Source organism: Olsenella intestinalis (assembly GCF_023276655.1).
GTDB lineage: Bacteria > Actinomycetota > Coriobacteriia > Coriobacteriales > Atopobiaceae > Olsenella_J > Olsenella_J intestinalis.
In genome coordinates, this window is record NZ_JALGRK010000001.1 from 928,918 (window position 1) to 955,588 (window position 26,671).

Annotated in this window: 19 protein-coding genes; 14 read left to right on the forward strand and 5 right to left on the reverse strand. The window is 67.5% G+C overall.

Annotation, left to right across the window (positions count from 1 at the left end; translation table 11 throughout):
• Nucleotides 1–115 precede the first annotated feature (115 nt).
• Nucleotides 116–1,594 carry a Na+/H+ antiporter NhaC family protein gene (locus M5D76_RS03585; protein WP_248922013.1) on the reverse strand — a complete coding sequence of 493 codons (1,479 nt, stop codon included), beginning with the start codon at nt 1,592–1,594 and terminating at the stop codon, nt 116–118.
• A 120-nt stretch (nt 1,595–1,714) separates the two neighbouring features.
• Between M5D76_RS03585 and M5D76_RS03590 the strand changes: the two genes are divergently transcribed.
• The 3 genes from M5D76_RS03590 (at nt 1,715) to M5D76_RS03600 (ending at nt 5,386) form a co-directional block, all read left to right on the forward strand.
• Nucleotides 1,715–2,707: a LysR family transcriptional regulator gene (locus tag M5D76_RS03590; protein ID WP_248922014.1), complete on the forward strand. Its 993-nt coding sequence runs from the start codon at nt 1,715–1,717 to the stop codon at nt 2,705–2,707.
• Complete coding sequence (locus tag M5D76_RS03595) at nt 2,704–3,672, forward strand: RluA family pseudouridine synthase (RefSeq protein WP_248922015.1); 969 nt, start codon at nt 2,704–2,706, stop codon at nt 3,670–3,672. The genes M5D76_RS03590 and M5D76_RS03595 overlap by 4 nt, the downstream gene beginning before the upstream one ends.
• Before the next feature lie 85 nt (nt 3,673–3,757).
• The gene (locus M5D76_RS03600; RefSeq protein ID WP_248922016.1) at nt 3,758–5,386 is read left to right on the forward strand and encodes a 4Fe-4S dicluster domain-containing protein; all 1,629 of its coding nucleotides are present in this window, start codon (nt 3,758–3,760) and stop codon (nt 5,384–5,386) included.
• An 11-nt stretch (nt 5,387–5,397) separates the two neighbouring features.
• Here M5D76_RS03600 and M5D76_RS03605 read toward each other — a convergent pair whose 3' ends face one another.
• Entirely contained in the window at nt 5,398–6,048 is a 651-nt protein-coding gene (locus tag M5D76_RS03605) for an HAD family hydrolase (protein ID WP_248922017.1), read from the reverse strand.
• A gap of 255 nt (nt 6,049–6,303) precedes the next feature.
• Here M5D76_RS03605 and aspS point away from each other — a divergent pair, with 255 nt between their 5' ends.
• Entirely contained in the window at nt 6,304–8,076 is a 1,773-nt protein-coding gene (aspS, locus tag M5D76_RS03610; protein ID WP_248922018.1) for an aspartate--tRNA ligase, read from the forward strand.
• A gap of 184 nt (nt 8,077–8,260) precedes the next feature.
• Nucleotides 8,261–9,829: a CapA family protein gene (locus M5D76_RS03615; protein ID WP_248922019.1), complete on the forward strand. Its 1,569-nt coding sequence runs from the start codon at nt 8,261–8,263 to the stop codon at nt 9,827–9,829.
• Between the two features lie 60 nt (nt 9,830–9,889).
• Here the strand turns inward: M5D76_RS03615 and M5D76_RS03620 are convergent, their stop codons facing one another.
• The gene (locus M5D76_RS03620) at nt 9,890–11,338 is read right to left on the reverse strand and encodes a lipopolysaccharide biosynthesis protein (RefSeq protein ID WP_248922020.1); all 1,449 of its coding nucleotides are present in this window, start codon (nt 11,336–11,338) and stop codon (nt 9,890–9,892) included.
• A 186-nt stretch (nt 11,339–11,524) separates the two neighbouring features.
• Nucleotides 11,525–12,037 carry a DUF5684 domain-containing protein gene (locus M5D76_RS03625; RefSeq protein ID WP_248922021.1) on the reverse strand — a complete coding sequence of 171 codons (513 nt, stop codon included), beginning with the start codon at nt 12,035–12,037 and terminating at the stop codon, nt 11,525–11,527.
• Between the two features lie 310 nt (nt 12,038–12,347).
• On the opposite strand from M5D76_RS03625, the gene M5D76_RS03630 reads away from it, so the two are divergent.
• The gene (locus tag M5D76_RS03630; RefSeq protein WP_248922022.1) at nt 12,348–15,155 is read left to right on the forward strand and encodes a phosphoenolpyruvate carboxylase; all 2,808 of its coding nucleotides are present in this window, start codon (nt 12,348–12,350) and stop codon (nt 15,153–15,155) included.
• 461 nt (nt 15,156–15,616) lie between these two features.
• Here M5D76_RS03630 and M5D76_RS03635 read toward each other — a convergent pair whose 3' ends face one another.
• Complete coding sequence (locus M5D76_RS03635; protein ID WP_248922023.1) at nt 15,617–15,754, reverse strand: hypothetical protein; 138 nt, start codon at nt 15,752–15,754, stop codon at nt 15,617–15,619.
• Nucleotides 15,755–16,080: 326 nt separating this feature from the next.
• Between M5D76_RS03635 and M5D76_RS03640 the strand changes: the two genes are divergently transcribed.
• The 8 genes from M5D76_RS03640 to M5D76_RS03675 all read left to right on the forward strand — a co-directional run bounded on the left by M5D76_RS03640 (nt 16,081) and on the right by M5D76_RS03675 (nt 26,065).
• A complete protein-coding gene (locus M5D76_RS03640) occupies nt 16,081–17,253 on the forward strand; it encodes an HAD family hydrolase (RefSeq protein ID WP_248922024.1) in 1,173 nt (390 codons plus the stop codon).
• Between the two features lie 261 nt (nt 17,254–17,514).
• Nucleotides 17,515–17,802 (forward strand): FeoA family protein, encoded by a 288-nt coding sequence (locus M5D76_RS03645; protein ID WP_248922025.1) that lies wholly within the window; start codon nt 17,515–17,517, stop codon nt 17,800–17,802.
• A gap of 71 nt (nt 17,803–17,873) precedes the next feature.
• Entirely contained in the window at nt 17,874–18,110 is a 237-nt protein-coding gene (locus M5D76_RS03650; protein ID WP_248922026.1) for a FeoA family protein, read from the forward strand.
• Between the two features lie 108 nt (nt 18,111–18,218).
• Nucleotides 18,219–20,867, forward strand: coding sequence for a ferrous iron transporter B (feoB, locus tag M5D76_RS03655; protein ID WP_248922027.1), 2,649 nt, complete (start codon nt 18,219–18,221; stop codon nt 20,865–20,867).
• A gap of 95 nt (nt 20,868–20,962) precedes the next feature.
• Nucleotides 20,963–21,820 carry a helix-turn-helix transcriptional regulator gene (locus M5D76_RS03660; RefSeq protein ID WP_248922028.1) on the forward strand — a complete coding sequence of 286 codons (858 nt, stop codon included), beginning with the start codon at nt 20,963–20,965 and terminating at the stop codon, nt 21,818–21,820.
• Between the two features lie 153 nt (nt 21,821–21,973).
• Entirely contained in the window at nt 21,974–22,780 is an 807-nt protein-coding gene (locus tag M5D76_RS03665) for a ZIP family metal transporter (protein ID WP_248922029.1), read from the forward strand.
• Between the two features lie 111 nt (nt 22,781–22,891).
• A complete protein-coding gene (locus M5D76_RS03670) occupies nt 22,892–23,605 on the forward strand; it encodes an ABC transporter ATP-binding protein (RefSeq protein WP_248922030.1) in 714 nt (237 codons plus the stop codon).
• A gap of 6 nt (nt 23,606–23,611) precedes the next feature.
• Nucleotides 23,612–26,065: an ABC transporter permease gene (locus M5D76_RS03675; protein ID WP_248922031.1), complete on the forward strand. Its 2,454-nt coding sequence runs from the start codon at nt 23,612–23,614 to the stop codon at nt 26,063–26,065.
• Nucleotides 26,066–26,671 lie beyond the last annotated feature (606 nt).

Below are 26,671 nucleotides of genomic sequence, written 5' to 3' on the forward strand. Positions count from 1 at the left end.
ACCGTGCGCGCGCAGGGAATTGGCACGTTCGTGTAGGTATATTCGACAGACGAGAAGAGCGACCGCCTGTGCGGTCGCTCGTGTGCGGACTCTGTGTCGGACGCGCCCCGGAGGGCTAGGCGACGAGGGCGCGGCTCTTCTCGGCGGGGGCGCCTGCGGCCGTGCCCGAGGCGTCGGGGCCGTCGGAGGTGGCGTCGGCGTCGGCGTCGGGGTCGGCGTCTGCGGGGGAGGACAGGCGGGCGTCGTCTCGGGTGTCGAGGCCGAGCGCGCGGGCGGCGCGCGTCTGCGAGAAGCCGGGGTGGCGGTGCTGGTAGACGGAGATCGCGAGGGTCCACAGCGGGATGAGCATCGTGAGGAAGTTGAAGGCGACGCTCTCCATGGGCATGCCGACGAACGCGATGATGCCGATGCAGGAGGTCGACCACGGCACGATCGACGAGATGATCGCGGCGCTGTTCTCGAGGTCGAGGGCGAGCGCGCTGTCGCTGCGCTCGACCTCGTCGCAGAGCTGGCGGGTCAGCATGATGGCGACCACCTGGTCGCAGGCGACGGTGCACGTGGCGATCGAGGTCGCGAGCACGCTGATGAACGGCGTCGAGCGGCGCGCGATGCGGGTGACGTACTCGTGCAGGCCGACGAGCAGGCCCGTGCCCGAGAAGAGCCCGGAGTACGTGGCCGCGACGCCCACGATGGCGATGATCTCGGCCATGGACAGGATGCCGCCGCCGTTGACCATGCGCGCGATGGCGAGGTTGGGCGACTGGTACCCGAACACGAGGATGCCGGGCAGGTCGAGCGGGTTGATGTGCTGGATGGTGACGCAGATCGCGAGGGCCGCGGCGAGGCTCACGAGCATGGTGGTCCTGACGCGCACCTTGGCGATCGAGAGCACGAGGATGATCGCGATGGGGATGATCGTGACCCACGAGAGGTCGAAGCTCGCGGCGAAGGAGCCCGTGAACGACGGCGCCATGCCGCTGCCGGCGGCCATGGGGCCGAGGGCGACGTAGGCGGCGCAGGAGATCGCGAAGGGGATGGCGGCGGTGCGGACCATGCGGCGCACGTTGTCGAACACCTGGGTGCGGGTGATGGTCGCGACGAGGGCGGCGGCCGACGACAGCGGCGAGCAGCGGTCTCCCACGAAGGCGCCGGCGAGAATGGCGCCGCCCACGATGGCGGCGTTGGCCTTCATGGCGGTCGCGATCGTGATGCAGATGACGCCCACGGTGGCCGAGGCGGCATACGAGCTGCCGGTGACCATCGACATGAACGCGCAGAGGAGGAAGCTCACGACCACGAGGGTCTCGGGGCTGACGACCTCGGCCGACCAGCAGGTGATGGACGGGATCGTGCCGGCCGCGCGCCACGACGCCGTGAGGGCGCCGATTATGACGAAGAAGAGGAGGACGCCGCCGATGGTGCGCACGCCCTCGAGGGCCATGCCGGCCACGGCGCGCGGCTTGTGCCCGCGCGCGAGGCCGTAGCCGCAGAAGAGCACGAGCCCCGCGATAAGGGTGAAGAGCAGGGGGATCCCCATGACGATGCCCGCCACGAGCATGGTGGCGAACGCTATGAGAATGAGGGACTCTGCCATGGTCTTCCCGTCTGTCGAAGATGCATCGAGCACCTAAGGTACGCTGCGCTCTTCTCCAAGTCCAACTGTTATATTTGATAGGTATTACAAATTGGATTTGTGAGAAGGGGGTGCCGCGCGGTGAACTTCACGTCGATGGACTACTTCGTCGCGCTGTCGGAGGAGAGGAGCTTCACACGCGCGGCCGAGAGGCTCTCGGTGACGCAGCAGACGCTGTCGGCGCACGTGGCGAACGTCGAGCGCGAGCTGGGCGTGCGCCTGGTGAACCGCCGCGTGCCGCTGACGCTCACCTATGCGGGCGAGGTCTTTCTGGGCTACGCCCGCCGGCTGCAGTCGCTCGAGCGCTCGATGCGCCAGGAGTTCTTCGACATCGCGGGCGACCAGCAGGGGCTTCTGGGCGTGGGCGTCGCGAGCACGCGCGGTCACATGCTCATGCCCGAGGCGATCTCGAGCTTCGGCGCGACGCACCCGGGCGTGAGCGTGCTTTTGCACGAGGAGGAGAACGACCAGCTGCTCGAGCTCTTGCACGCCGGCAAGATCGACATGGCCGTCGCGACCGTCGACCACAGCCGCGCCGACCTCGTGGTGCGCCCCCTCTACCGCGAGCAGGTCGTGCTGCTGGCCTCGCGCGCGCTGATCGGGCGGACGCTGGCGGACGACGCCCCCGCCGCGCTCGCGCGACTCGAGCGCGACGGCGACCTGGCGCCTTTGGCCGACGTGCCGCTCATGATGCTCGGCGAGCGCGACGAGCCCGGCGACCTCGCGCGCCGGCTGCTCGCCCGCTCGGGCGTCGAGCCCCGCGTGGCCGTGCACTCCAAGAACTCCGAGACCCTGATCGACCTCGCCGCGCGCGACGTGGGCGCCTGCTTCGTCCCCTTCGAGCTCGCGACCGACGCCATCGCGCGCCACGGCGAGGGCTGCCTGCTCATGGCCGGCCTCGGCGCCGACGCCTACATCGACATCGACGTGGCCTGGCGCGCCTCCGACCACGTCTGGAGCGTGGTGACCGACTTCTACGACGTGCTGGTCGAGCACTTCGCCGCGCGCCCGCACGCGATCGCCGACGCGGGCGCCGCGACGGGCGCCGATGGCAGGAAGGGGGCCCGCGCATGAGCGACGCCGAGATGCATGCCGCCGAGAGGAGCGCGCGTCCGCGGCCGCTGCGTCTGCGGGACGCGGGCGTGCGCGAGGTGCGCTTCGAGGTCACGCGCGACTGCGCCGCCCGCGAGGCGCTGCTGGGCGCGGGCGTCTCGAAGGCAGAGGCCGGGCGCATCCTCGCGCGCGGGTCGCTCACGCGTGCGGGCGAGCCGGTCCGCGAGGGCGCGCGGCTCGCTGCGGGAGACGAGGTGTGCCTCGAGCTTGCGCGCACGGCCGGGCGCGGGTCTGCGCGCCCCGGGCGCGCGAGCGCGCCTGCGAGCGTGATCTGCCACGACCGCTTCTTCGTGGCGGTCGACAAGCCGGCGGGGCTCATCGTTCACGGTGACGGCAGCTCATCCGAGACGCTCACCGACCGCGTGCAGGCCTGGGCCGACGGGCGCGGGCTTGGCTGCTCCGTGCAGGCCCTGCAGCGCCTGGACGCGGACACGACCGGGGTCGTGCTCTTCTCGCTCACCGAGGAGTTCCAGGGCGGCTTCGACGCGCTCGTCGCCGGGCACGACATGCGCAAGCGCTACTTGCTGGAGGTCGCGGCGGGCTTTCCGGAGGGGGAGAGGCGCATCGAGCGGCCCATCGGGCGCGACCGCCACGACGCCCGTCGCATGCGCGTGAGCGCCTCGGGCAAGGCCGCGGCCACGCGGGTGCGAAAGCTCGGCGAGGCCAACGGGCGCTCGCTCCTTCTGGCGGAGCTCGAGACCGGGCGGCGCCACCAGATCCGTGTCCACCTCCAGAGCATGGGCTTCCCGCTCGCGGGCGACGCCCTTTACGGCGGGCCGCGCGCGGACGGCCTCATGCTGCACGCCCTGGAGGAGGCTCTTCTCCACCCCGTGACCGGCGAGCGCCTGACGGTTCGGGCGCCGTGGCCTAAACGCTTCGAGCGGGATTTTTCGGCCCGTGACTACCCGCAGATAAGGCATACTTAAAGAGTTCGCACGAAACACGGTCGAAACGCGTTGCGCGAGGCCATGCGACCGGCGTGAGGGGCACGTCGGCAAGAGAGGGGCGACCATGCCAGATACCATGCGAGGCGTCTACACCAACCTGACCGACATCAGGCGGAGCGTGTTCCGCGAGGTCGCCAAGATCTGCTACTCGATGGACCCCGCGTCGGGCAAGACCGACGACGACCTGGACCGCGAGTTCGACGAGCTGCCCTTCAAGATCCTGCCGGGCGATGTGGCCACCTACCGCGAGAGCGTCTTCCTGGAGCGCGCGATCATCGGCGAGCGCATCCGCCTGGCCATGGGCCTGCCGCTCTCGAGCATGGACAAGCCGTCGCGCGTGAGCGAGGGCTTCAGCGAGGCCGAGACCGGCGACCAGGTCTACTACCAGCCGCCGCTGATCAACGTCATCAAGTTCGCTTGCAACGCGTGCAAGGACAACGTCTACATGGTGAGCGACGCCTGCCAGGGCTGCCTCGCCCACCCCTGCCGCGAGATCTGCCCCAAGAAGGCCATCAGCTTCAAGGACAAGAAGGCCTTCATCGACCAGGACGCCTGCATCAAGTGCGGCATGTGCGCCAAGACCTGCCCCTACCACGCGATCCACCACCACGAGCGCCCCTGCGCCGCCGCCTGCGGCATGCACGCCATCGGCTCCGATGAGCACGGCCGCGCCGAGATCGACTACGAGAAGTGCGTCAGCTGCGGCCAGTGCCTCATCAACTGCCCGTTCGGCGCCATTGCCGACAAGAGCCAGATCGGCCAGGTCATCTGGGCGATCAACTCCGGACAGGAGGTCATCGCGGCCGTGGCGCCCGCCTTCGTGGGCCAGTTCGGCGGCAAGGGCAACGTGGGCAAGCTCCGCGAGGCCTTCAAGCGCCTGGGCTTCTCCGGCGTGGAGGAGGTCGCCCTCGGCGCCGACCTCTGCACCATCCAGGAGGCCAACGACTTTCTGGACGAGGTGCCCGAGAAGCTGCCGTTCATGGGCACGTCGTGCTGTCCGGCCTGGTCGGTCATGGCGAAGCGCGAGTTCCCCGAGCACGCCGAGTGCATCTCGATGGCGCTCACGCCCATGACGCTGACGGCGCGCATGATCCGCACCCAGCACCCCAACGCCAAGATCGTCTTCGTGGGGCCCTGCGCCGCCAAGAAGCTCGAGGCCATGCGCAGGAGCGTCCGCAGCGAGGTCGACTTCGTCCTCACCTTCGAGGAGATGGCCGGCATGATGGAGGCCAAGGAGATCGACTACCTAAGCCTCGAGGACGACAACAACTCCGACTTCGACGTCGCGAGCGCCGACGCGCGCAACTTCGCCGTTGCCGGCGGCGTCGCCAACGCCGTGGCCAACGCGATCAAGCGCCGCTACCCCGACCGCGAGGTCAACGTCGTGAACGCCGAGGGGCTCGACGAGTGCCGCAAGATGATGAAGGACGCCGTCAAGGGCAAGTACCCCGGCTACCTCGTCGAGGGCATGGCCTGCCCCGGCGGCTGCGTGGCCGGCGCGGGCACGCTCGTGGCGATCAACAAGTCCACGGGCGCCGTCAAGCGCTATGCCAAGCGCTCGCCGCGCGAGAACGCGACCGAGAACGCCTACCGCATGCTCGTGCCGATGCTCGAGCAGGGCTTCACCAAGGACGACGTCGACCGCGAGGTCGAGGAGTCGATGGAGGCCACGCGCGGCAAGGTGGAGGAGTAGCCGGGGGCGGGCTAGAGGAGGAGCATCTCGGCGAGCTGCTCGCATGTGTCCGCGATGCGCGTGGCGCCGAAGCCCTGGAGCTGCTCGCGCGTGCGGAAGCCCCACGAGACGCTGACGCAGTCGAGGCCGGCGTTTGCCGCCGTCTCGATGTCGACCTCGGAGTCGCCGACGTAGACGGTGCTCGCGGGCTCGAGCGAGAGGCGCTCCATGACCGAGAGGACGGTGTCGGGCGCGGGCTTGCGGCGGATGCCCTCGCGCTCGCCGGCAACCGCGTTGAAGCTGCCGCAGAAGTACTCGGCGGCGAGGTCCTGGACGGCGGCGTCGGGCTTGTTGGAGACGATGGCGCGCTGGACGCCCTCCTGGCTGAGGATGCGGACGAGCAGCGGTATGCCGGGGTAGGGGCGCGTGTGGGCGGAGCTGTTCGCGAGGTAGTGGCGCTTGAAGGAGGCGTAGGCGCGCTCCTGCGCGTCGTCGGGGGTGCCGGCGGGCACGCAGCGGCGGATGAGCTCGCGGGCGCCGAAGCCGAGGGCGGCGCGGACCTCGTCGACGCTTCGGGCGGGCATGCCGTTGGCCTCGAGCGCCGCCGTGACGGAGGCGTGCAGGTCCTCGAGGGTGTCGAGCAGGGTCCCGTCGAGGTCGAAGATGACCGCCTTGTATGCCATGGCTCCTCCGTCGCTAGCGTCTCGCTGTCGCATCGTGTGTCGCAATCACTATAGACCCGCGTGCGGCGGGCGGCGTGGGCCGAAAGGCAGGCTCTTCTCGGCCGCGCGGGGCGGCGCGGAGCACACTCAGTCTGCACATTGGCGGCAGGGCGCACTGCTATCATGTGACACCGCGTGCGCCCGCGGTCTACGGGACGCGCGCATCACCTGCAAGCCCGCCCGGCACGGCACGGGGCGGAAGAGGAGAGGAATCACATGTTCAGCATGCACACGCACACCTGCGGCGAGCTTCGGCGCGAGGACGTCGGCAAGACCGTCACGCTCACCGGCTGGGTCTGGCACCGCCGCGACCACGGCGGCCTGATCTTCGTCGACCTGCGCGACCGCGAGGGCCTGACGCAGCTGCAGTTCGACCCCGACCTGTGCGACGAGGAGTGCTTCCGCACCGCCGAGACCATCCGTCCCGAGTGGCCCGTCAAGGTCGTCGGCCGCGTGCAGCCGCGCATCGAGGGGCAGGCCAACGACCGCCTGGCCACCGGCGCTATCGAGGTCATCGTCAGCGAGATCGTGGTGCTCAACACCTCCAAGACGCCGCCCTTCCCGATCGAGGACGACATGGACACCGCCGACGACATCCGCCTGCGCTACCGCTACCTCGACATCCGCCGTCCGTCCATGATGGCCAACCTGCGCCTGCGCTCTGACTTCTCGTTCGCGATCCGCCAGGCCCTGCACGACGAGCTGTTCTGCGAGGTCGAGACGCCGGCGCTCTTCAAGTCGACCCCCGAGGGCGCCCGTGACTTCCTGGTCCCGAGCCGCACCCAGCCGGGCCACTTCTACGCGCTGCCGCAGTCGCCGCAGCTGCTCAAGCAGCTGCTCATGGTCGGCGGCGTCGAGCGCTACTACCAGGTTGCCAAGTGCTTCCGCGACGAGGACCTGCGCGCCGACCGCCAGCCCGAGTTCACCCAGGTCGACGTCGAGATGAGCTTCGTCGAGCAGGACGACGTCATGAACTGCCTCGAGAGCGTTCTCTCCAAGGCGTTCGCCAAGGTGGGCGTCGAGATGAGCCTGCCCCTGCGCCGCATCTCCTACTGGGACGCGATGGACACCTACGGCTCCGACAAGCCCGACACGCGCCTCGGCATGGAGCTTCACGACGTCACGAACCTGTTCGGCGACTCGCAGTTCAAGCTCTTCTCGTCCGCTGCTGCCGACCCCGACACCTACATCAAGGCGATCAACGCCAAGGGCGCCGGCACCTGGGCGCGCGCCAAGATCGACAAGCTCTCCGGCGTCGCCGCCGAGTTCGGCGCGAAGGGCCTCGCCTACGTCGCGTTCAACGAGGACGGCTCCGTCAAGGGCCCGATCGCCAAGTTCTTCTCGGACGCCGAGATGGACGCCCTGCGCGCTGAGATGGCCGTCGAGCCCGGCGACCTCGTGCTCTTCGCCGTCGACTCGCGCCTCAAGGCCGACGAGATCATGGGCGGCATGCGCAACCACATGGCCGACGCCCTGGGCATCGAGCGCGAGGGCCACGACTTCCTGTGGGTCGTCGACTTCCCGCTGTTCCACTGGGACGAGGAGCGCGGCGGCTACGCCTCCGAGCACCAGCCCTTCACGCAGCCCGAGGAGTCGCAGATCGACCTGCTCGACTCCGACCCGCTTGCCGTGGGCTCGCACACCTACGACTTCGTCATGGACGGCTTCGAGGCCGGCGGTGGCGGCATGCGCATCCACGACGCCGAGCTGCAGATGCGCATCCTCAAGATGCTTGGCTTCGACGAGGAGGGCGCCAAGGAGCAGTTCGGCTTCCTGATGGAGGCCCTCGAGTTCGGCGCGCCTCCCATGGGCGGCTTCGCGCTCGGCCTCGACCGCGTCTGCATGTTGCTCGCCGGCGCCGACTCGATCCGCGAGGTCATGGCGTTCCCCAAGACCACCTCGGGCTCCGACCTCATGAGCGCGGCGCCCTCGCCGGTCTCCGACCGCCAGCTCGAGGAGGTCTCGCTGAAGACCATCTCGCACGAGTAGGTCCGCGGCCGACATACGCTCGCATCCGGGCGGCGTCCCCTGGGGCGCCGCCCTTTTATATGTTTTGATGCGCGCCGCCGAGGCCAAGCCGGGCCCGCGGCAGGGGAGCGACCCTCGCCAGCTGCCGACATCGCCCGTCAGGCGTATCATGTGCACAGGTCACCCGCGCGAAGGGATGTCACGCATGTCTGACGAGAGGTACCGCGCCAACTCAAACCAGCCGGCCCGCCACGGCCACCGCCGCGCCACGCGCCGGGAGGACGTGCCGCGCCACGCCGGCCACGTCCCGGCAGGGCACCGCGTCGCCGGGCGAGAAGAGCCACGGCCGCACCCCGCGCAGCGCGCCTCGCGCCCGTCCCATGCGCGCCCCGCGGCCGCAGGCCATGACCCGCGCCGCAGCGCGCACGCGACGCCGGCTCGCGGCGCCTCCCATGCGTCCCGCCAGCACGGCGCCTCCTACGACAGGCACCTCTCCGGAGGGGCGCCCCAGCGCAGGCGCGCCGCCTCGCGCCCGGCCCCGGCCCGCGGCTCCAGCGGCCGCCTCGTCGCCATCGCCGGCGCCGCGATCGTGCTTGCCATCGTCGTCTTCGTCGTCGTACCCATCCTCGGCAGGCCCGGCGGCGACGCCGCCCCCGCAGCCGCCTCGGGCACGCCGGCCGTCCATGACGCGGCCGCAGCGTCCAAGCCCACCGAGATCAACCTCATGATGATCGGCGACATCCTGCAGCACTCCGGCGTCTTCCAGAGCGGCGAGCGCTCCGACGGCACCTACAACTTCGACCACATCTTCGCCCACATCGCCGGCGAGCTCGACGGACAGGACGTCAAGGTCCTCAACCAGGAGACGATCCTCGGCGGCACGATCGCCGACTACGTGGGCTACCCCTCGTTCAACGGCCCGCAGGAGATGGGCGACGCCGAGGCGGCCGTCGGCTTCAACGTGGTCCTGCGCGCCTCGAACCACACGATGGACATGGGCTACAACGGCATCCACAGCGAGCTGAGCTTCTGGAAGTCCAAGCACCCGGACGTCCACGTCCTCGGCGCCATCGACGTGCAGGACCCCAACCACGGCTCGCTCGACGACGTCTACGTGTACGAGAAGGACGGCTTCAAGGTCGCCCTGCTCAACTACACCTACGGCCTCAACGGATACATCGACGCCGAGGGCGCGGTCTCCATGCTCGAGGACGAGCACATCAAGAAGACCATGGCCAAGGCGAAGGAGTCCGCCGACATGATCGTCGTCTTCCCGCACTGGGGGGAGGAGTACCACACCCAGCCCGTCGACTCTCAGCTCGAGTGGGAGAGGAAGTTCGTCGAGCTCGGCGCCGACGTCATCATCGGCGACCACCCGCACGTGATCGAGCCCGTCGAGACGATCGACCTCGCCAACGGGAAGAAGGGCGTCTGCTTCTGGTCGATCGGCAATTTCGTGAGCACCCAGCCCGACGACGAGAACCTCGTGGGCGGCATGGCCAAGGTCACCCTGCGCAAGGACTCCGACGGCTCCTGCTCCGTGGCGCGCTACTCCTTCGAGCCCACGGTCACGCACAAGGGCGTGGGCGCCAACATGACCACGTACATGCTGCGCGACTACACCGACGCGCTCGCCGCCACGAACGAGATCAGCTACGGCTCGAGCACGTCCTGCACGCCCGAGTGGGTCCAGTCCTTCGTCTCTGACGTCCTCGGCTCCGGCTACGACCCCGCAAGCTGCAAGCTCGCGGTCGACCTCACCAAGTCCGCCTAGGCCGCACCCGTCCGGCGGCTCCCGCCAACGCGCGCCGGCGCCGCCGCGTCGCCACCCGCGCTAGTAGCGCTTCGGGTTCAGGCGCGCGCGGACGTACTGGATGACCAGCAGGACGAGAAGGACGACCATAACGACGAAGTAGGCCCACACGGCGCCCTGGAACCCCATGATGTTCACGAGCGCGAACGAGGCCGCCGTCACGACCACGAACGCGATGCCGTAGGCGCTCGTCGCCTTCTCCTGCTGGCGCAGCACGGTGATGATCTGGTACAGGAAGTCGATGGCCGCCGACATGCCGCCCGCGATGATCATGAGGTACTGCGCCATGCGGTACGGCTCGAAGTCGAGGCCGTAGATCAGGCTCGTGATGGGGATGCCGATCCACGCGGTAACCAGCAGGTCGCCCGCCGTGAAGATGGCCGTGCCCGCGAGCACCGCGACCACGATCAAGTCGAAGCGCTTGCGGTGGCTGGGGTCCGACCAGATCTTGGCCAGACGCACGAGCTGCGGCTTGTACGCAAGGCTCACCGTGATGAGCACGCCCTGCGCGGGGAAGTAGATTGCGTTGAAGTACAGCTGGTTGTCATAGCTGAGCGTCCCCTCCATGACGAACTTGGGGATCGCCTCGATGAGCGCGAAGAGGAACTGGGCGAGAAAAGCGGGGAAGCACTCTCGGAAGATCTCGATGACCTCGCGCGAGTCCCACTTGCGGGAGCGCGGCGTCTCGAAGAGCGTCAGCGGGATCGTGACGCCCACGAGGGTGACGGCCGACGCGATCGCCATCGCGATGCTCGCGGCCGGGATGCTGCGCGAGATCACGAGCACGAGCGTGAAGACCACGACCACCAGCGCGCAGCGCACGATCTGCGAGATGCCCGAGAGGTAGAGCTTGTCGAGCTGCTGCAGCCTGCCCTCGTAGACGTCGGCCACGGCGTCGATCGCGCGGAACGCGAACGTCGCGCAGCAGATGACGAGCATGTCGCCGCCGTAGCCGCGCACCACGCAGAAGAGGTAGCCAATGGCGACCATGAGGAAGCAGGCCAGGTAGCGGTGGATCTGGTAGGCGTCGAACGACTCGGCCTCGTCGATGTCGGAGACCTGGAAGGTGCGGACGCCGTAGTTGCCAATGAACTGCAGCAGGTTCGCGATCACGAACGCCATGGCGAACATGCCCGCCTGCTCCGCGCCGGAGAGGTGCGTCGCGATGACGGTGAGGATGGGGAAGAGGCCGCCCCACACGCCCATGCCGATCGAGTTGAAGAAGTAGTCGCGCTTGGCGTGGTGGGCGCTGTACTGCGCGGTCTGGTCGGCGAGCGAGCCCGAGTACACCGCGCCGATCAGGCGGTCCCACCAGTGGTCGACGAGCCTGCGAAGCGGCCCGGGCCGCCACTCGCACCCCTTGTCCTCGCCGCCCTTGGCGCTCTCGCGCACCTCGCGCAGGCTTCCCGCGGCCGAGCTCTCGCCCCTGCGCGCCCTCACGTGCCTGCCCCTGTCTCGACGAATCTGCATGCTCTCTCCCGATCGCGGCCGCCTTGGCCGACGCCTTGCCTTCACGAGCCTCAATTCTACGTTCTTTGGGCGTCCTCGGGTGCCTCTCGCGCGGGCGAGAGGAGCGTGCCTTCCTGCCCCGCGCCGCCTCGGCACAAAGAAAGGCCCCCGCCGAGGCGAGGGCCTTGCGTGCGATGTGAGATGTGGCTACTCCTGCGGACCGACGTACTCGGCGGAGCCGAAGCCCAGGATGAGCGTGAAGATGGTCGGGAGGAGGAGGAGACCGAAGCCGAAGCCCGCACCCTTGCCGTAGGCGGCCGCCGTCTTGAAGCACTGGCGGATGGACCAGACCAGGCAGACGAGCAGCGCGACGAGCGCGAGGATCACCAGAATCATGTTGCCGCCGCTGGAGGAGGCGACAACGGCGCCGCTGGACGTGGTGGTGTAGGCACCGCTGAGTCCCATGAAGATTGCGCCGAGGATACCGCTGCAGAGCCAGATCAGGAAGTCCTTGGTCGTCCAGGTGATCTTGAAGAGGACGTAGTTGTTGTAGATGGGGATGATCGACTTCCAGCCGGCCTCGCCAGCCTTGGTGAACATCTTCCAGTAGGCGATGATCAGGAGAACCCAGATAACCAGGCTGACGATCATCATGGTGGTAATCATGCCGCCAAGGACGGCACCTCCGGCGGCGTACTCGAGTGCTTGCTGCTGGTTCATGGCAACCTCCAATGTGCTCGTAACACGGATAGGCCTGAATCTGAACGTAAGGAGACCTTACATCACATCTTCACTCCCGCTTCAGAGAAACTACACGAACATCCACGAACGGTCATTCCTGCATGCGAGCGGCAACGCGTCCGCCACGGTGAACTCTCAGTTTCGGTCGCGTTGCCTGCGTGTGTTGCCAGCTTCCAAGCGCTAAGGTAGGTACAGCATCCATTGCAAGTCGCGGCGCGCCCGGCGCAGTCTGGGCGCGTCGGCATGATTGACGTGAGGCGCGCGCCCTCGCACGGACGCGCGCCCACGCATGACAAGGGGGATTGCAGTGTCCGAAATCGACCGTTTGAAGGACGAGGTGATCGAGCGGATCAGCCGCCAGATCCGCCTCGCCCGCGAGGACCTCGACCAGAGGGCCGAGCACGTGCATGGGCACTCGCTCGCCGCGAGCACGCTCTCCGAGTTCGACATTCCGAGCGACCTCAAGCAGAACATGGTCCTGTTCCTTCGTCTGACCCGTGAGGTCATCGACGAGTACGACGAGGACCTGAGCGACACCTTCGACGCGCTCCTGGCCGACGCGATCCGCGCCAACCGCGCGGGCGACGACGCCGAGGGGGAGGACGCGGCCTTCGCCGACGCCGTCAGGATCATCGACGAGCTGCCCGTCGAGCGCACCATGCTGCTCATGAGGGGATTCGCCACCTACTTCCACCTCGCCAACATCTGCGAGGAGAACTACCGCGTCACCTCGCTGAGGGCTCGTGAGTCCGAGGTGCCCCTCAGCGCCGACGCCGACCCCATCAACGACATCACGGTCGCGTACCGACAGCTCGTCGACGAGTGCGGCCGGGGCAAGGCGATGGCTCTTCTCGACCGCCTGGAGTTCCACCCGGTCTTCACCGCACACCCCACGGAGGCCCGACGCAAGGCCGTCGAGGGCAAGATCCAGCGCATCTCGGCCCTGCTCGAGGAGCGCCCCAAGCTGGCCGGCGCCGAGCTCGCCGAGAACGAGCGCCGCATGCTGCAGGAGATCGACGCGCTGTTCCGCACCTCGCCGATCGCGCACAAGAAGCCGACGCCGGTGGAGGAGGCCAACACCGTCATCGACATCTTCGACAGCACGCTGTTCAACATGGTGCCCGAGGTCTACCGTCGCTTCAGCGACTGGGAGCTGGGCGAGAAGGCCGGCACCGTGCCGCCCGTCTGCCCCGCGTTCTTCCATCCCGGCAGCTGGATCGGCTCCGACCGTGACGGCAACCCCAACGTGACCGCCAAGGTGAGCCGCAAGGTCGCCGAGAAGTACCGCGTGCACATGCTCGAGACGCTGGCCGAGGCCACGCACACCGTGGGCCGCAACCTCACGGTCGACACGATCTCTACGCCGCCCTCCGACCAGCTCGTCAACCTCTGGAGCCACCAGGTCGAGATGAGCGAGGCCATCAGCACGCACGCCCTCGAGATCTCGTCGCGCGAGACGCACCGCGCGGTCATGCTGGTCATGGCGGAGCGCCTGAGGGCCACCATCGACCGCACCGCCGACATCATGTACTCCACTGCCGAGGAGTACATCGAGGACCTGCGCGTCGTGCAGCGCTCGCTGGCCAAGGCCGGCGCCGTCCGCACGGCCTACGGCCCGGTGCAGGACCTCGTGTGGCAGGCCGAGACCTTCGGCTTCCACATGGTCGAGATGGAGTTCCGTCAGCACTCCGTCGTGCACGCCCGCGCCCTCGAGGACATCCGCGAGAACGGCCGCTGGGGCGAGCGCGGTCCGCTGCAGCCCATGACCCAGGAGGTGCTCGACACCTTCCGCGCGATCGGCGCCATCCAGCGCAAGAACGGCGTCAACGCCGCGCGCCGCTACATCATCTCGTTCACCAAGAGCGCCCAGAACGTGGCCGACGTCTACGAGCTCGCGCGCCTCGCCTTCGCACACGAGCAGGACGTCCCGACCCTCGACGTCATCCCCCTGTTCGAGCAGGTTGAGGACCTCGAGAACGCCGTCGACACCCTCGACGAGATCATCAAGATCCCCGACGTGCAGCGCCGCCTCGCGCAGACCGGCCGCTGCCTCGAGGTCATGCTCGGCTACTCCGACTCCTCCAAGGACGCCGGTCCGACCTCGGCGACCCTCGTCCTGCACGCCGCGCAGGAGCGCATCGCGCAGTGGGCGGAGGAGAACAACATCGACCTCCTGCTGATGCACGGCCGCGGCGGCGCGGTCGGCCGCGGCGGCGGCCCGGCTAACCGCGCGGTCCTCTCGCAGCCCAAGGGCTCCGTCAACTGCCGCTTCAAGCTGACCGAGCAGGGCGAGGTCATCTTCGCGCGCTACGGCAACGCCACGCTGGCCCGTCGCCACGTCGAGTCGATCGCCGGCGCCACGCTGCTGCAGACCGCGCCCTCGGTCGAGTACGTCAACACCGAGACCAACGGCAAGTTCTCCGACATCGCCGAGTCGCTCGAGCTCAACTCGCGCGAGCGCTACCTCGAGCTGCTCAACACCGAGGGCTTCGCCGAGTGGTTCAGCACCGTCACGCCCCTGACCGAGATCGGCCTGCTGCCCATCGGCAGCCGTCCCGCCAAGCGCGGCCTGGGCGCCAAGTCCCTCGACGACCTGCGAGCGATCCCGTGGATCTTCTCGTGGTCGCAGGCGCGCATCAACCTCGCCGCATGGTACGGCCTGGGCACGGCGTGCGAGAAGTTCGGCGACCTCGACCGACTGCGCGAGGCTTACGCCGAGTGGCCGCTGTTCACGACCTTCATCGACAACGTCGAGATGTCGCTCTCCAAGACCAACGACCACATTGCCCGCATGTACCTCGACCTGGGTGACCGCGAGGACCTCAGCGAGATGGTGCTCGACGAGATGCGCCTCACGCGCAAGTGGGTGCTCTCCATCACCGGCAACGAGTGGCCGCTGCAGCACCGCCGCGTCCTCGGTCCCGTCATCCGCACCCGCCTGCCCTTCGTCGACGTGCTCTCGATCACGCAGGCGCATGCGCTCAAGCTCATGCGCGACGCCGGCGACACCCTCTCCCCGGAGGAACGCGAGAGCTACATCTACCTCATCCTCTGCACCGTCTCCGGAGTGGCCGCGGGCCTTCAGAACACGGGCTGATTTTGGCCACGGCGCAGGCGTATTGCGCCCGCACCCGATGCGATCGGCATGCCACGCGGCGTCCGCGGCCTCGGCCTCGGGCGCCGCTGTTTCGCTTGTCGGACGACTCCGCGTCTCTATCGCGGCGAGATTGACTCTCCGCAACCTGGGTGCGATGATAAAGCCGACGGCGGCCTACGTCTCTGTCTAGGCGGCGCCGTTGTAGTTGTTCAGAGCCTCGGGTGTGTCAGCACCTCGAGGCTCAAACTATTTCAGGCGTCTATGTCTACGTGCGTCGGCACGGACCTCCCCTCGGAAGGGCCGAGACCTCGTTCGTCGAATGGGCTTGCGTGTCCAATGCGGCGAGATTGACTCTCCGCCACCTGGGTGCGATGATAAAGCCGACGGCGGCCTACGGGGAATGCTAGGCGGCGCCGTTGTAGGTTTTGAGCCTCAGGTGTTCCAGCACCTCGAGGCTCGAACTATTTCAGGCGTCTATGCCTACGTGCGTCGGCACGGACCTCCCTCCGTCTGCTCTTCGCGGTCTCGAGCTCGACGAGCGCCCTGAGGAGCTTGACGATCCCGAGGACCATCCGGAACGCGATGGCGAGTATGTCCATAGGCAACACCTCCCTTCGGAAGGCGCCGCCCCTGCACGTGAGGCCTGCCGTCAGCCTGTGCCCAAGCATAGGCCGCAGCCGTTTTCGCGCAAGCCGGATTGCCAAGAACTTCACAGGTTCTACCTGCAGGTTTATGCCATATCTGGGCCAGCTTGCCCTTCTCTTGCGTGCCTTGTCGTCCTCTGTCGCAACGGCCTCCGGTCAGCCCCTGATCTTCTATTCCGGTCACGTCCCATCCCTCTTGCCGCTCCGCGATGAGACGTCTGGCACGCGCCGTCCTCGGACTAGAATGAGTGCGTATTCGTGCCGAGAGACGAGGAGAACCCATGAAGAACCCGCGTCATGCCATCGCGTCGGTCGCCCTCGCGGCTACGCTCGCGCTCGGCGGCTGCGCCGCGCCCGCCGGCCAGTCCGGCCAGGCGTCGAACCAGCAGTCCAGCAGCACGCAGCAGGAGGCGTCGCTCGCCAGCTGGAACGACGATTCGCCCACGATCAAGCTCGTCAAGGACTACGTCAAGAACGTGACCGACGAGAAGAGCGCCGACTTCATCCCCAAGGAGGACCGTGTCGTCACGATCGACTGGGACGGCACCCTCTACGGCGAGCTCGACCCAATCTACCTCGACTGGGCCATGTACGTGCATCGCGTGCTGTGGGACTCCACCTACACGCCGACGCCGGAGCAGGTCGAGGTCGCGCGCCAGGTCGAGGAGGTCGAGCGCACGCGCAAGTTCCCCTCCGGCCTCGAGGCCCAGCACGCCAAGTGCCTGGCCGAGGTCTTCGGCGGCATGAGCGTCTCCGACTTCAAGGCCTACGTCGCCGAGTTCGCCGAGACCGACGCGCCCAAGTTCAAGAACCTCAAGCGCAAGGACGCCTACTTCAAGCCCATGGTCGAGCTCGTCAAGTACCTCGAGGCCAATGACTTCGACTGCTACATCGTCTCGGGCACCGACCGCAACGTCCTGCAGGTCCTGCTCAAGGACTACTTCCCCGAGATCAAGCCCGACCACATCAAGGGCAGCGTGAGCACCGTCGTCGCTTCGGGCCAGGGCGACAAGGATGGCCTCGACTACACCTGGAACAAGACGGACGTCCCCACCCTCGGCGGGCAGCTCGTCATCAAGGACGTCAAGGCCAACAAGCCCACGATCATCGCGACCGAGATCGGCAAGCAGCCGGTCATCTCGCTGGGCAACTCGTCGGGCGACAGCTCGATGGCCAACTACGTGGTGAACAACAACAAGTACAAGTCGCTTGCGCTCATGCTCATGTGCGACGACACCACCCGCGACTGGGGCGAGCTCGACAAGGCCCAGTCCATGAAGGAGTCGTGCGAGAAGAACGGCTGGCATGCCGTGAGCGAGCGTGACGAGTGGAAGACCATCTTCGGCGACGGCGTGAGCCTCGACGAGGGGTGGACCTGGAGCTCCGAGCAGGCGGGCCCCAACCGCTCCCAGAGCGAGAACCCGGCAGCCGCCTCCATGGAGCAGGCCGCATAGCCAGGCGCCTCCACACCGTCTTGACGGAATCCGTCGGCCCCTTTGGCCGGCGGGTTCCTTTTTATGCGTGCGACCTGCGCTTCGACCACGCCGGTCGCGCCGTCCGATAGGGGGAGGCCGTCCGATTGGGCTCAAAGTTAAGAAAGGTTTACTTTTGGGTCCGAAGCATGGGAAGTAAGCCTTATACTACTTTTTAGTTAGCCAGGTTGAACTTATCGGACGGGCAATCGGCAAGCGTCGGGCCCACAAGGAGGACAAGCGATGGACGCCGTAGTCGCAGGCTCGCAGTCTCACATGCATTCGGGTGAGGCGGGCCGCACCGTTTCGTCTGCACAGCTCCCGCTCGCCATGGTCGGCGAGGGCGAGGTCGTCCGCGTCGGCCGCGTGCGCGGTGCGCAGGCCCTGCGCCAGCATCTCGCGGAGCTCGGCTTCGTCGAGGGCGCCGAGGTCAAGGTCGTCTCCCGCGTCAACGGCGACGTGGTCGTGAGCGTCAAGGGCGCCACCTTCGGCCTCAACCGCGACATGGCGATGAGGATCGTCACCTGCTAGCACAACCAGTCGTCTGTACATCGCCGCGGCATGGCCGCGGCCTGTCTTTCTCTCAAGGGGGAATCGAACACATGGCAAGTCTGAGGGATGTGAAGGTCGGCCAGTCCTGCACCGTGGCCAAGCTCACGGGGGAGGGTCCCATCAAGCGCCGCATCATGGACATGGGCCTCACCAAGGGCACGAGCGTCCTGGTCCACAAGGTGGCCCCGCTGGGCGACCCGATCGAGGTCACCGTCCGCGGCTACGAGCTGACGCTGCGCAAGGACGAGGCGAGCTGCGTCGAGGTCACGGGGATCGCCGGGGCGTAGGCCTCGGGTTCGACTCCTCTTTTTTTGGGGCCAGAGTTAGCCCCATCTAACAAGTGTGCGTGGCGCGGTGCCATATCCGCGCCCAACGAGAGCCAAGAAAGGTCTCACATGTCAGAAACGATCAACATTGCCCTTGCCGGCAACCCCAACTGCGGCAAGACGACGCTGTTCAACGAGCTCACCGGCTCGAACGGCTACGTGGGCAACTGGCCCGGCGTCACCGTCGAGAAGAAGCAGGCGCACTGGAAGCAGAACAAGGACGTCCTCTTCACCGACCTGCCCGGCATCTACTCCCTCTCGCCGTACTCCCCGGAGGAGGTCGTCTCCCGCGACTTCCTCGTCGACGAGCGCCCCGACGCGGTGATCGACCTCATCGACGTCACCAACCTCGAGCGCAACCTCTACCTCACCACGCAGGTCCTCGAGGCCGGCCGCCCGGTCGTCGTCGGCCTCAACATGTGCGACCTGCTCGCCTCGCGCGGCGACGTCATCGACGCCAAGAAGATCTCGAAGATGCTCGGCGTGCCCGTCGTCGAGGTCTCCGCACTGCACAACAAGAACCTCGACGAGCTCGTCCAGAAGGCTATTGACGCAGGCGAGAAGAGCGTGCCCAGCCAGGGCATCAAGCTCTTCTCGGCCGAGGTCGAGGACGCGCTCGCCAAGATCGCCAAGATCATCGCCGCGCCCGAGGGGCTCTCGCGCTGGTACTCCATCAAGGTCTTCGAGCGCGACGTCGAGGCCATCGCTCCGCTTGCGCTCTCCAAGGAGAAGCTCGACGAGGCCGAGAAGGTCATCGCCGCCGTCGAGGCCGCCCGCGACGACGACGCCGAGTCGATCATTACGTCCGAGCGCTACGACTGGATCCAGACCGTCATGGACGCCTGCGTCGAGAAGGCGCCCGCCAAGCTCACGACGTCGCAGAAGATCGACCGCGTGGTCACGAACCGCTGGCTCGGCCTGCCGATCTTCCTGTGCGTCATGATCCTCGTGTACTACATTGCCATCTCCACGGTGGGCACCGCCGCCACCGACTGGGTCAACGACAACCTCTTCGGCGACGGCTTCTTCGTGAACGGCGCCTCGCAGCAGCAGTACGAGGCCGACACCGAGTCCTTCAACGACAACCACTACGGCGACAAGGTCTCCGGCTTCATCGCCGCCGCGGCAGACGCCGGCATCAACACCGAGGGCGTTGCCGACGCCGTCGCCGCCGAGGAGCCGACGGCCGAGAGCGATGCCATCGTCGAGCGCTTCGAGACGGCCTCTGCCTCCGTCGTGGCCAAGGACGTGCCCGTCACCGACGAGGACGGCAACTTCCTCGACACCGAGGACAACGTCATCACCAAGCTCGACGCTGACGGCAATGCCGTCCTCGAGGAGGGGCAGACGCTCCAGGTGATCGACACCGTCACCTCCTCCGACTTCAAGGAGGCCGCAAGCGCCAAGGCGCCCGACCCCCACGACTACCCGGGCTTTATCGACTCCATCCCCAATGCCGTGACCGGCTGGCTCACCTCTGCTGGCGCCTCCGCCATGGTGATCTCGCTCGTGGTTGACGGCATCATCGGCGGCGTCGGCTCGGTCCTCGGCTTCATCCCGCAGATCTTCGTCCTGTTCGTCATGCTGTCGTTCCTCGAGGACTGCGGCTACATGAGCCGTGTGGCCTTCGTCATGGACCGCGTCTTCCGCCGCTTCGGCCTCTCCGGCAAGTCCTTCATCCCCATGATCGTCTCCTCCGGCTGCGGCGTGCCGGGCGTGCTCGCCACCCGCACCATCGAGAACGAGCGTGACCGTCGCATGACCGCCATGCTCACCACCATGATCCCGTGCTCGGCCAAGCTCCCGATCATCGCGCTCGTCATGGGCGTCCTCATGGGCGGCTCCGACATGTGGTGGGTCGCGCCGATGTTCTACTTCATGGGCATCGCCGCCATCATCATCTCCGCCATCATGCTCAAGAAGACCAGGCCCTTCCAGGGCGAGCCCGTCCCGTTCGTGATGGAGCTTCCCGACTACCACTTCCCGAGCATCAGGTCCTGGGCCCTGCACGTGTGGGAGCGCGTCGCCGCCTACGTCAAGAAGGCCGGCACGATCATCTTCGCCGCCGCGGTCGCCATCTGGTTCCTCTCCAACTTCGGCGTCGCCGGCTGGGAGGGTGGCACGGGCGCCTTCGGCTTCCTCCCCGAGATGGAGGGCGTCGGCGAGGACTTCATGGACTACTCCATCCTCGCGGGTGTCGGCTCTGCCCTGAGCTTCCTGTTCGCCCCGCTCGGCTTCGGCAACTGGCAGGCGACTGCCTCCTCGATCTCGGCGCTCATCGCCAAGGAGAACCTCGTCTCCACCTTCGGCGTCCTCTACGGCCTGGGCGACGCCACCGAGAACTCCGTCAACATGTGGGCGGGATTCGCCGGCATGTTCACGATCGAGGGCGCGCTGCACGTTGGCGCCATGTGCGCGTTCGTCGCCTTCAACATGCTCTGCGCCCCCTGCTTCGCCGCGATGGGCACCATCCGCAAGCAGATGGGCTCGGCCCGCTGGACGGCCTTCGCCATCGGCTACGAGTGTGCCTTCGGCTGGGTGATCGCCCTGTTCATCAACCAGTTCTACGAGCTCATCGCCTTCGGCAGCTTCGGCCTCTGGACCATCGTCGCCTTCGTGCTGCTGGCGGCCATGCTCTTCCAGCTCTTCCGTCCCATGCCCAAGTGGGAGGAGAAGGAGCAGAAGATCGCCACCAAGCTCGGCGAGTCCGTCGCCTAGCGAGCGTCTCGGCGCCGGTGGCCCCCTGGGCTGCCGGCGCCGTCTTTTTGGGGTAGGGGAGGCCGCCGGGCCTCGCGTCTGACTGGGAGGAACCAATGCAGCCATGTGCCCGCTCGTTCGAGCTCACCTGCGGCGTCGCGATCTCTGCCGGCGTCTTCGAGCGCGGCGGCACCTCTGACCTCTCCAAGATCCAGTGCGCCGACATCCTGGCCATCGCCCTCGTGGACGGCGCGCTGCTCTTGTGCTCGCATGGCAGGGAGATCCGTGTGGGCGCGGGGGAAGCGCTCCTCGTGAGGCCCGGCGAGGCGACCATCCTCAACTCGATCGAGAGCTCGGGCGGAATCGCGCTGTCGGTCGCCACCGAGCGCCTGAGCGACGCCGCCCGCAGGGCGTGCGCGTCCCTGGGTGCGCCGCTCGACAGGGTGGAGGCTCTTCTCGACGAGGCCGAGGGCGCCTGCGTCGCGCACTGCGGAAGCGAGCTCATGTCCGCCGCCGCGCGACTCGTCGCGGCCTCCCGCGAGGACGACGTTGCGCGCATCCGCCTCTGCACCCTTGAGCTCGCGTCGACCATCGTCGCGGGCCTCGAGGGGTCGACTGTGGCGATCGACGTCTCAGGGAGCCACCGCCGCATCGCCGAGGCCGCCGCACGCGCGATGCGCGATCGCCTCGACCAGCCCAAGACCATTCCCACGCTCGCCAGGATCTGCGGCACCTCGCCGACGATCCTGAAGGAGTCCTTCAGGGAGGTGTACGGGATGCCGGTCTATGCGTGGTACCGGCGCCTGCGTATGGAGGCTGCCTCGAGGCGGCTCATCCACGGCGGCGAGTCGATCGCCGAGGTGGCGCTTTCCGTCGGGTACTCGAACCCCTCGAAGTTCGCCAAGGCCTTCGGCGAGACCATGGGCATGACGCCGCGGGAGTGGCGCCGCGCGATGGCGTCCACGCGGCTCTAGCGCGTTTCTTCGGTTCGCGTCCAATGGGGGAGGAGAAGAGCGTCTCTCGTGTACGTTAAGTTAGCCGTGTCTAACAACATGGCCCCAGGGGTATGGTAGCCCCAGCAGACACCGCGCCCGGGGCCGGGCGCATGCCATAGGGAGGTATCACCAATGGACATCACGCTCGATCCCGCCACGCTCACGGCCTGGGGCCTCGCGATCCCGTTCGCGGGCACCACGCTCGGCGCGGCGCTCGTCTTCCTCATGCGCGGCCAGATGAGCCGCATGGTCACGCGCGTCCTCACGGGATTCGCCGCCGGCGTCATGGTCGCCGCCTCGATCTGGAGCCTCATCGTCCCGGCCATCGAGGACAGCTCCGACCTCGGCCGCATGGCCTGGCTGCCGGCGTTCGTGGGCTTCTGGGCGGGCATCCTCTTCCTGCTCGCGCTCGACCACGTCCTGCCCCACCTGCACCTGGGCGAGTCCGACACCGAGCCCGAGGGCCTCAAGTCCAGGCTCGAGCGCACGACGCTCATGGTGCTCGCCGTGACGATCCACAACATCCCCGAGGGCATGGCCGTCGGCGTCGTCTACGCCGGCCTCATCGCGGGCGGCGTGGGCGTCACCGCCGCCGGCGCGCTCGCCCTCTCGATCGGCATCGCGATCCAGAACTTCCCCGAGGGCGCGATCATCTCCATGCCGCTTCGCGCCGAGGGGGCGAGCAGAGCCAGGGCCTTCCTCGGCGGCTTCCTCTCGGGCGTGGTCGAGCCCATCGGCGCGCTGGTCACGATCGCGCTCGCGAGCCAGGTCGTGGCTCTTCTCCCATACCTCTTGAGCTTCGCCGCCGGCGCCATGATGTATGTCGTGGTGGAGGAGCTCATTCCCGAGATGAGCGAGGGCGCCCACTCCAACCTCGGCGTGCTCGCCTTCGCGGTCGGCTTCACGCTCATGATGGCGCTCGACGTGGGCCTGGGGTAGGGCCGTCCGCGCGGGCCTGGTCGGTCCGTTCGGAGTGGAAGCGCCGCCGTCGCGAGGGATAGCATGGCTCCCGTATGAAAAGTTAGCTCCATCTAATTTCTGAGGGGAACCATGACAGAGAACGAACCGTTTCTTCGCATCGCGTCGCTCGCCAAGGGCTTCGGCCAGGGCGCCGCGCACGTCCAGGTCCTGAGCGACATCACCTGCCAGGTCGACCGCGGCGAGATCTGCGTCCTGTTCGGGCCGTCCGGCTCGGGCAAGTCGACCTTCCTCAATCTCGTGGGCGGGCTCGAGCGCCCCGACGCCGGCCAGATCGAGGTCGGCGGCACCGACATCTGCTCGCTCTCCGACCGCGACCTGGTGGAGTACCGCCGTCGCGAGCTCGGCTTCATCTTCCAGTTCTACAACCTCGTGCCTGACCTCACGATCCGCGAGAACGTGGAGGTCTGCCAGCACCTCTCCAAGGACCCGCTGCCCGTCGACGACCTGCTGCAGTCGCTTGGCATCTACGACCAGCGCAGCAAGTTCCCCAACCAGGTCTCGGGCGGCCAGCAGCAGCGCTGCGCCATCGGCCGCGCCCTCGTCAAGAACCCGGGGCTCCTGCTCTGCGACGAGCCCACGGGCGCCCTCGACTACAAGACGTCGAAGGAGATCCTCTGCCTGATGGAGGAGGTCAACCGCACCTTCGGCTGCACGATGGTCATCGTCACGCACAACGACGCGATCCGGCACATGTCCCACCACGTGCTGCGCCTGCGCGACGGCCGCCTCGTCGAGGACGCGCGAAACGACGCGCTCGTGCCCGCCGCCGAGCTGGAATGGTAGGTGCGCATGTCCCCGCTCAATAGGCGCATCCCGCGCGAACTCCATCATGACCTCGGCAAGTACCTCGGCCTCTTCGTCCTGATCGCGATGACCATCGCCATGGTCTCCGGCTATCTCGTGGCCGTCCGCTCGATCCAGCGCACGCTGGCCGACACCCACGACGACATGCGAACCGAGGACTACTCGTTCGCCACGCAGTTCAAGGCGTCGCCCGAGGCCGTCGCCTCCGTCGAGGCCCTCGGCGCCGGCTCCCGCGTGCACGAGAACTTCTACTCCGACGTCAGCCTCTCGCTCGCCACGTCCGGCGACACCCAGATGACGGCCCGCCTCTACAAGAACCGCGTCGACTTCGACCGCGCCGTGTACTGGGAGGGCGCCGCGCCCGCGACCGACTCCGAGGTCGCGCTCGACCGCACATTCGCCACCAACCACAACGTCTCCGTCGGTGACACGGTTACGGTGGGCGAGAAGAGCATGACGGTCTCGGGCATCATGGTCCTCTCGGACTACCAGGCGCTCGTGAAGAAGAACTCCGACCTCCTGTTCGACGCCCAGACCTTCACCGTCTGCCAGGTGACCGACGCCGCCTTCGACGAGCTGGCGGCCGGCACCATCTACAACTACGCCGTGCTCCTGAACGACAACGGCATGTCGCTCTCCGACCGCGTCGACCTCGAGGGCGACGCGGCCGCCGCCCTCAAGGACCACGGCGCGCGCGTGGTCGACCTCGTCGACCGCGAGTCCAACAACTCCATGACCTTCGCCAACGACGACATGGAGGGCGACCAGGCCATGTGGGTCGTGCTCTGCGGCGTGCTGCTCGTGGTCTGCGCCTTCGTCTTCGTCGTACTCACCGACGCCACGATAGAGGAGGAGAGCGCCACCATCGGCACGCTGCTCGCCTCGGGCTACCGCAAGCGCGAGCTCGTCGTGCACTACCTCGCCGCACCCGCCATCGTCGGCGTCAGCGCGTCGGTCGTCGGCAACCTCGTCGGCTACGGCCTGCTCGTCGACGTCATGGGCGGCCTCTACTACCGGTCGTACTCGCTGCCGCCCTACACGACCCACTTCTTCTGGGACGTCTTCGCGGCCTCGACGGTGGCTCCTCTCGCCCTGCTCATGCTCATCACGCTCGTGGGCGTCCTGCGCAAGCTCAGGGCGACGCCGCTGGCGTTCCTGCGCCACGAGGTCGGCCGCAAGTCGCACCGCCGGAACCTGCCCCTGCCCGAGCGCTGGGCCTTCCCGGCGCGCTTCCGCGCCCGCGTCTTTCTGCGCAACGCCTCGCACTTCGCCGTGCTCTTCGTCGGGATCATGTTCTCGAGCCTGCTTCTGCTCTACGGCCTCTGCATGATGCCGCTCGTGCGCCACTACTCCGACCAGCTGGCCGACTCCGTGGCAGCTGATCACCTCTACCTGCTCAAGGCTCCGCTCGAGATCGACGTGAGCGACGCCGAGCGCGACGCCGCCGCGGCCGCCGACGAGCTGCTCGACCACGAGGACCCCGCGGCCGACCTCGCGCCGGCGGACCTGGCTGACCTCCTCTCGCGCGCCTCCGCGATCGCCGGCGACGCGCGCGTGGCCGCAGGACACCCCCTCAACTCCCGCGCCAACGACGCCTCCGCGATCGCCGACGCCGAGAGGTTCAGCGCGACCACGCTCGACGTGGGCCGCCTGCGCTCGAGCAAGAGCGAGCAGGTCACGGTCTATGGTGTCGAGGTCGGCTCGCGCTACTTCAAGTTCGACGTCTCCGGCGGAAAGATCGTCGTCGGCGCGGGCCTTGCCCGCAAGTGCGGACTTGCCCCCGGGAGCCAGACGACGTTCACCGACCGCTACGAGAACAAGACCTACGAGATCGCCCCCGATGCCATCGGCGGCGAGCCCACCGACATGAACGTCTACATGAGCCGCGCGACCTTCGCCGAGCTCTTCCACAAGAGCCCCGACGACTTCTCGGGCTACGCCTCCGACACCCCGCTCGCGCTCACCGACCGCTACGTCTCCTCCGAGATGACGCCCCAGCAGATGCGCGAGGTCGCCACGCAGATGGAGAGCTCGCTCGGCCAGGTCATGCGCATGGTGATGATGCTCGCGATCCCGATCTCCATCGTCTTGATCTACCTGCTCACCAAGACGGTCATCGGCCGCTCGGCGCGCTACATCAGCTACATGAAGGTCTTCGGCTACCACAGCCGCGAGGTCTCGGCGCTCTACGTCCGCTCGATCACCATCACGGTGCTCGCCTCGCTCGTGCTGTCGCTGCCGCTCGTGTGCTGGCTCACGGGGCTTCTCATGGACGTCGTGATGGCCGACTACTCCGGCAACATCGAGCTGTGGGTGCCCTGGTACCTGCTCGTGCAGGTCGTCGCCATGGGCGCGCTCTCCTACGCCGTCGTCGCCGCGATCCACCTCTGGCGCATCCGCCGCATCGGCCTCGCCGACGCGCTCAAGGTGCAGGAGTAGGGGCGCGCCGCGACGTCATCGCAGCAGGCTACCCGCGCCGCCGAGAAGAGCCTGCCCGCCGCCCCGAACTCGCTGGGGCGGCGGGCCTTTCATTCGTGAGGCCGAAGACGGGCCTGCCGTGCGCAAAACATGCCCTCCGTGGCAAGATTTCGATTTCGCGTGCGCAATTTTGGGTCTCCGTGGCAAGCCGATGCCGGCCCCCGCGCGACGCGTGACTCCGTGTGTGCATACGTTCGCATCCCAACGTGCGCTTTCGTGAGTTCCTATGCAATAGAAATCACGCAGGGGCCGAAAGGCGCAGTCAGAAGTTTGCCACGGAGGCCATAAACTGCGTGCCGAGTTCGCGAAACTTACCACAAGAGGGCGAAACTGCGCACGCGCCGGCGCATCGCGGGCCGGCTCTCTGCTCGGAGCGCTCTGTGCAACCTCGCCGCGTCGCAGGCCCGACCCGTCCGAATGGAGCTCTTCTCTCCTGCGCACATTCTCGCTTGCAAATAGTTAGACATGGTGTACTCTAGGTGTTGAAGTTAGAAGCGGTTAACTCCTAACGCAACGCCACGCACGACGCATGGCGCGACGTAACCGCCTCCTGATTTCGTTGTTCGA

Excerpts from the sequence above, each read along its gene's own strand:
- M5D76_RS03585 (WP_248922013.1), bottom strand. The coding sequence starts at position 1,594 with ATGGCAGAGTCCCTCATTCTCATAGCGTTCGCCACCATGCTCGTGGCG.
- M5D76_RS03595 (WP_248922015.1), top strand. The coding sequence starts at position 2,704 with ATGAGCGACGCCGAGATGCATGCCGCCGAGAGGAGCGCGCGTCCGCGG.
- M5D76_RS03600 (WP_248922016.1), top strand. The coding sequence starts at position 3,758 with ATGCCAGATACCATGCGAGGCGTCTACACCAACCTGACCGACATCAGG.
- M5D76_RS03605 (WP_248922017.1), bottom strand. The coding sequence starts at position 6,048 with ATGGCATACAAGGCGGTCATCTTCGACCTCGACGGGACCCTGCTCGAC.
- aspS (WP_248922018.1), top strand. The coding sequence starts at position 6,304 with ATGTTCAGCATGCACACGCACACCTGCGGCGAGCTTCGGCGCGAGGAC.
- M5D76_RS03615 (WP_248922019.1), top strand. The coding sequence starts at position 8,261 with ATGTCTGACGAGAGGTACCGCGCCAACTCAAACCAGCCGGCCCGCCAC.
- M5D76_RS03620 (WP_248922020.1), bottom strand. The coding sequence starts at position 11,338 with ATGCAGATTCGTCGAGACAGGGGCAGGCACGTGAGGGCGCGCAGGGGC.
- M5D76_RS03625 (WP_248922021.1), bottom strand. The coding sequence starts at position 12,037 with ATGAACCAGCAGCAAGCACTCGAGTACGCCGCCGGAGGTGCCGTCCTT.
- M5D76_RS03630 (WP_248922022.1), top strand. The coding sequence starts at position 12,348 with ATGACAAGGGGGATTGCAGTGTCCGAAATCGACCGTTTGAAGGACGAG.
- M5D76_RS03635 (WP_248922023.1), bottom strand. The coding sequence starts at position 15,754 with ATGGACATACTCGCCATCGCGTTCCGGATGGTCCTCGGGATCGTCAAG.
- M5D76_RS03640 (WP_248922024.1), top strand. The coding sequence starts at position 16,081 with ATGAAGAACCCGCGTCATGCCATCGCGTCGGTCGCCCTCGCGGCTACG.
- M5D76_RS03645 (WP_248922025.1), top strand. The coding sequence starts at position 17,515 with ATGGACGCCGTAGTCGCAGGCTCGCAGTCTCACATGCATTCGGGTGAG.
- M5D76_RS03650 (WP_248922026.1), top strand. The coding sequence starts at position 17,874 with ATGGCAAGTCTGAGGGATGTGAAGGTCGGCCAGTCCTGCACCGTGGCC.
- feoB (WP_248922027.1), top strand. The coding sequence starts at position 18,219 with ATGTCAGAAACGATCAACATTGCCCTTGCCGGCAACCCCAACTGCGGC.
- M5D76_RS03660 (WP_248922028.1), top strand. The coding sequence starts at position 20,963 with ATGCAGCCATGTGCCCGCTCGTTCGAGCTCACCTGCGGCGTCGCGATC.
- M5D76_RS03665 (WP_248922029.1), top strand. The coding sequence starts at position 21,974 with ATGGACATCACGCTCGATCCCGCCACGCTCACGGCCTGGGGCCTCGCG.
- M5D76_RS03670 (WP_248922030.1), top strand. The coding sequence starts at position 22,892 with ATGACAGAGAACGAACCGTTTCTTCGCATCGCGTCGCTCGCCAAGGGC.
- M5D76_RS03675 (WP_248922031.1), top strand. The coding sequence starts at position 23,612 with ATGTCCCCGCTCAATAGGCGCATCCCGCGCGAACTCCATCATGACCTC.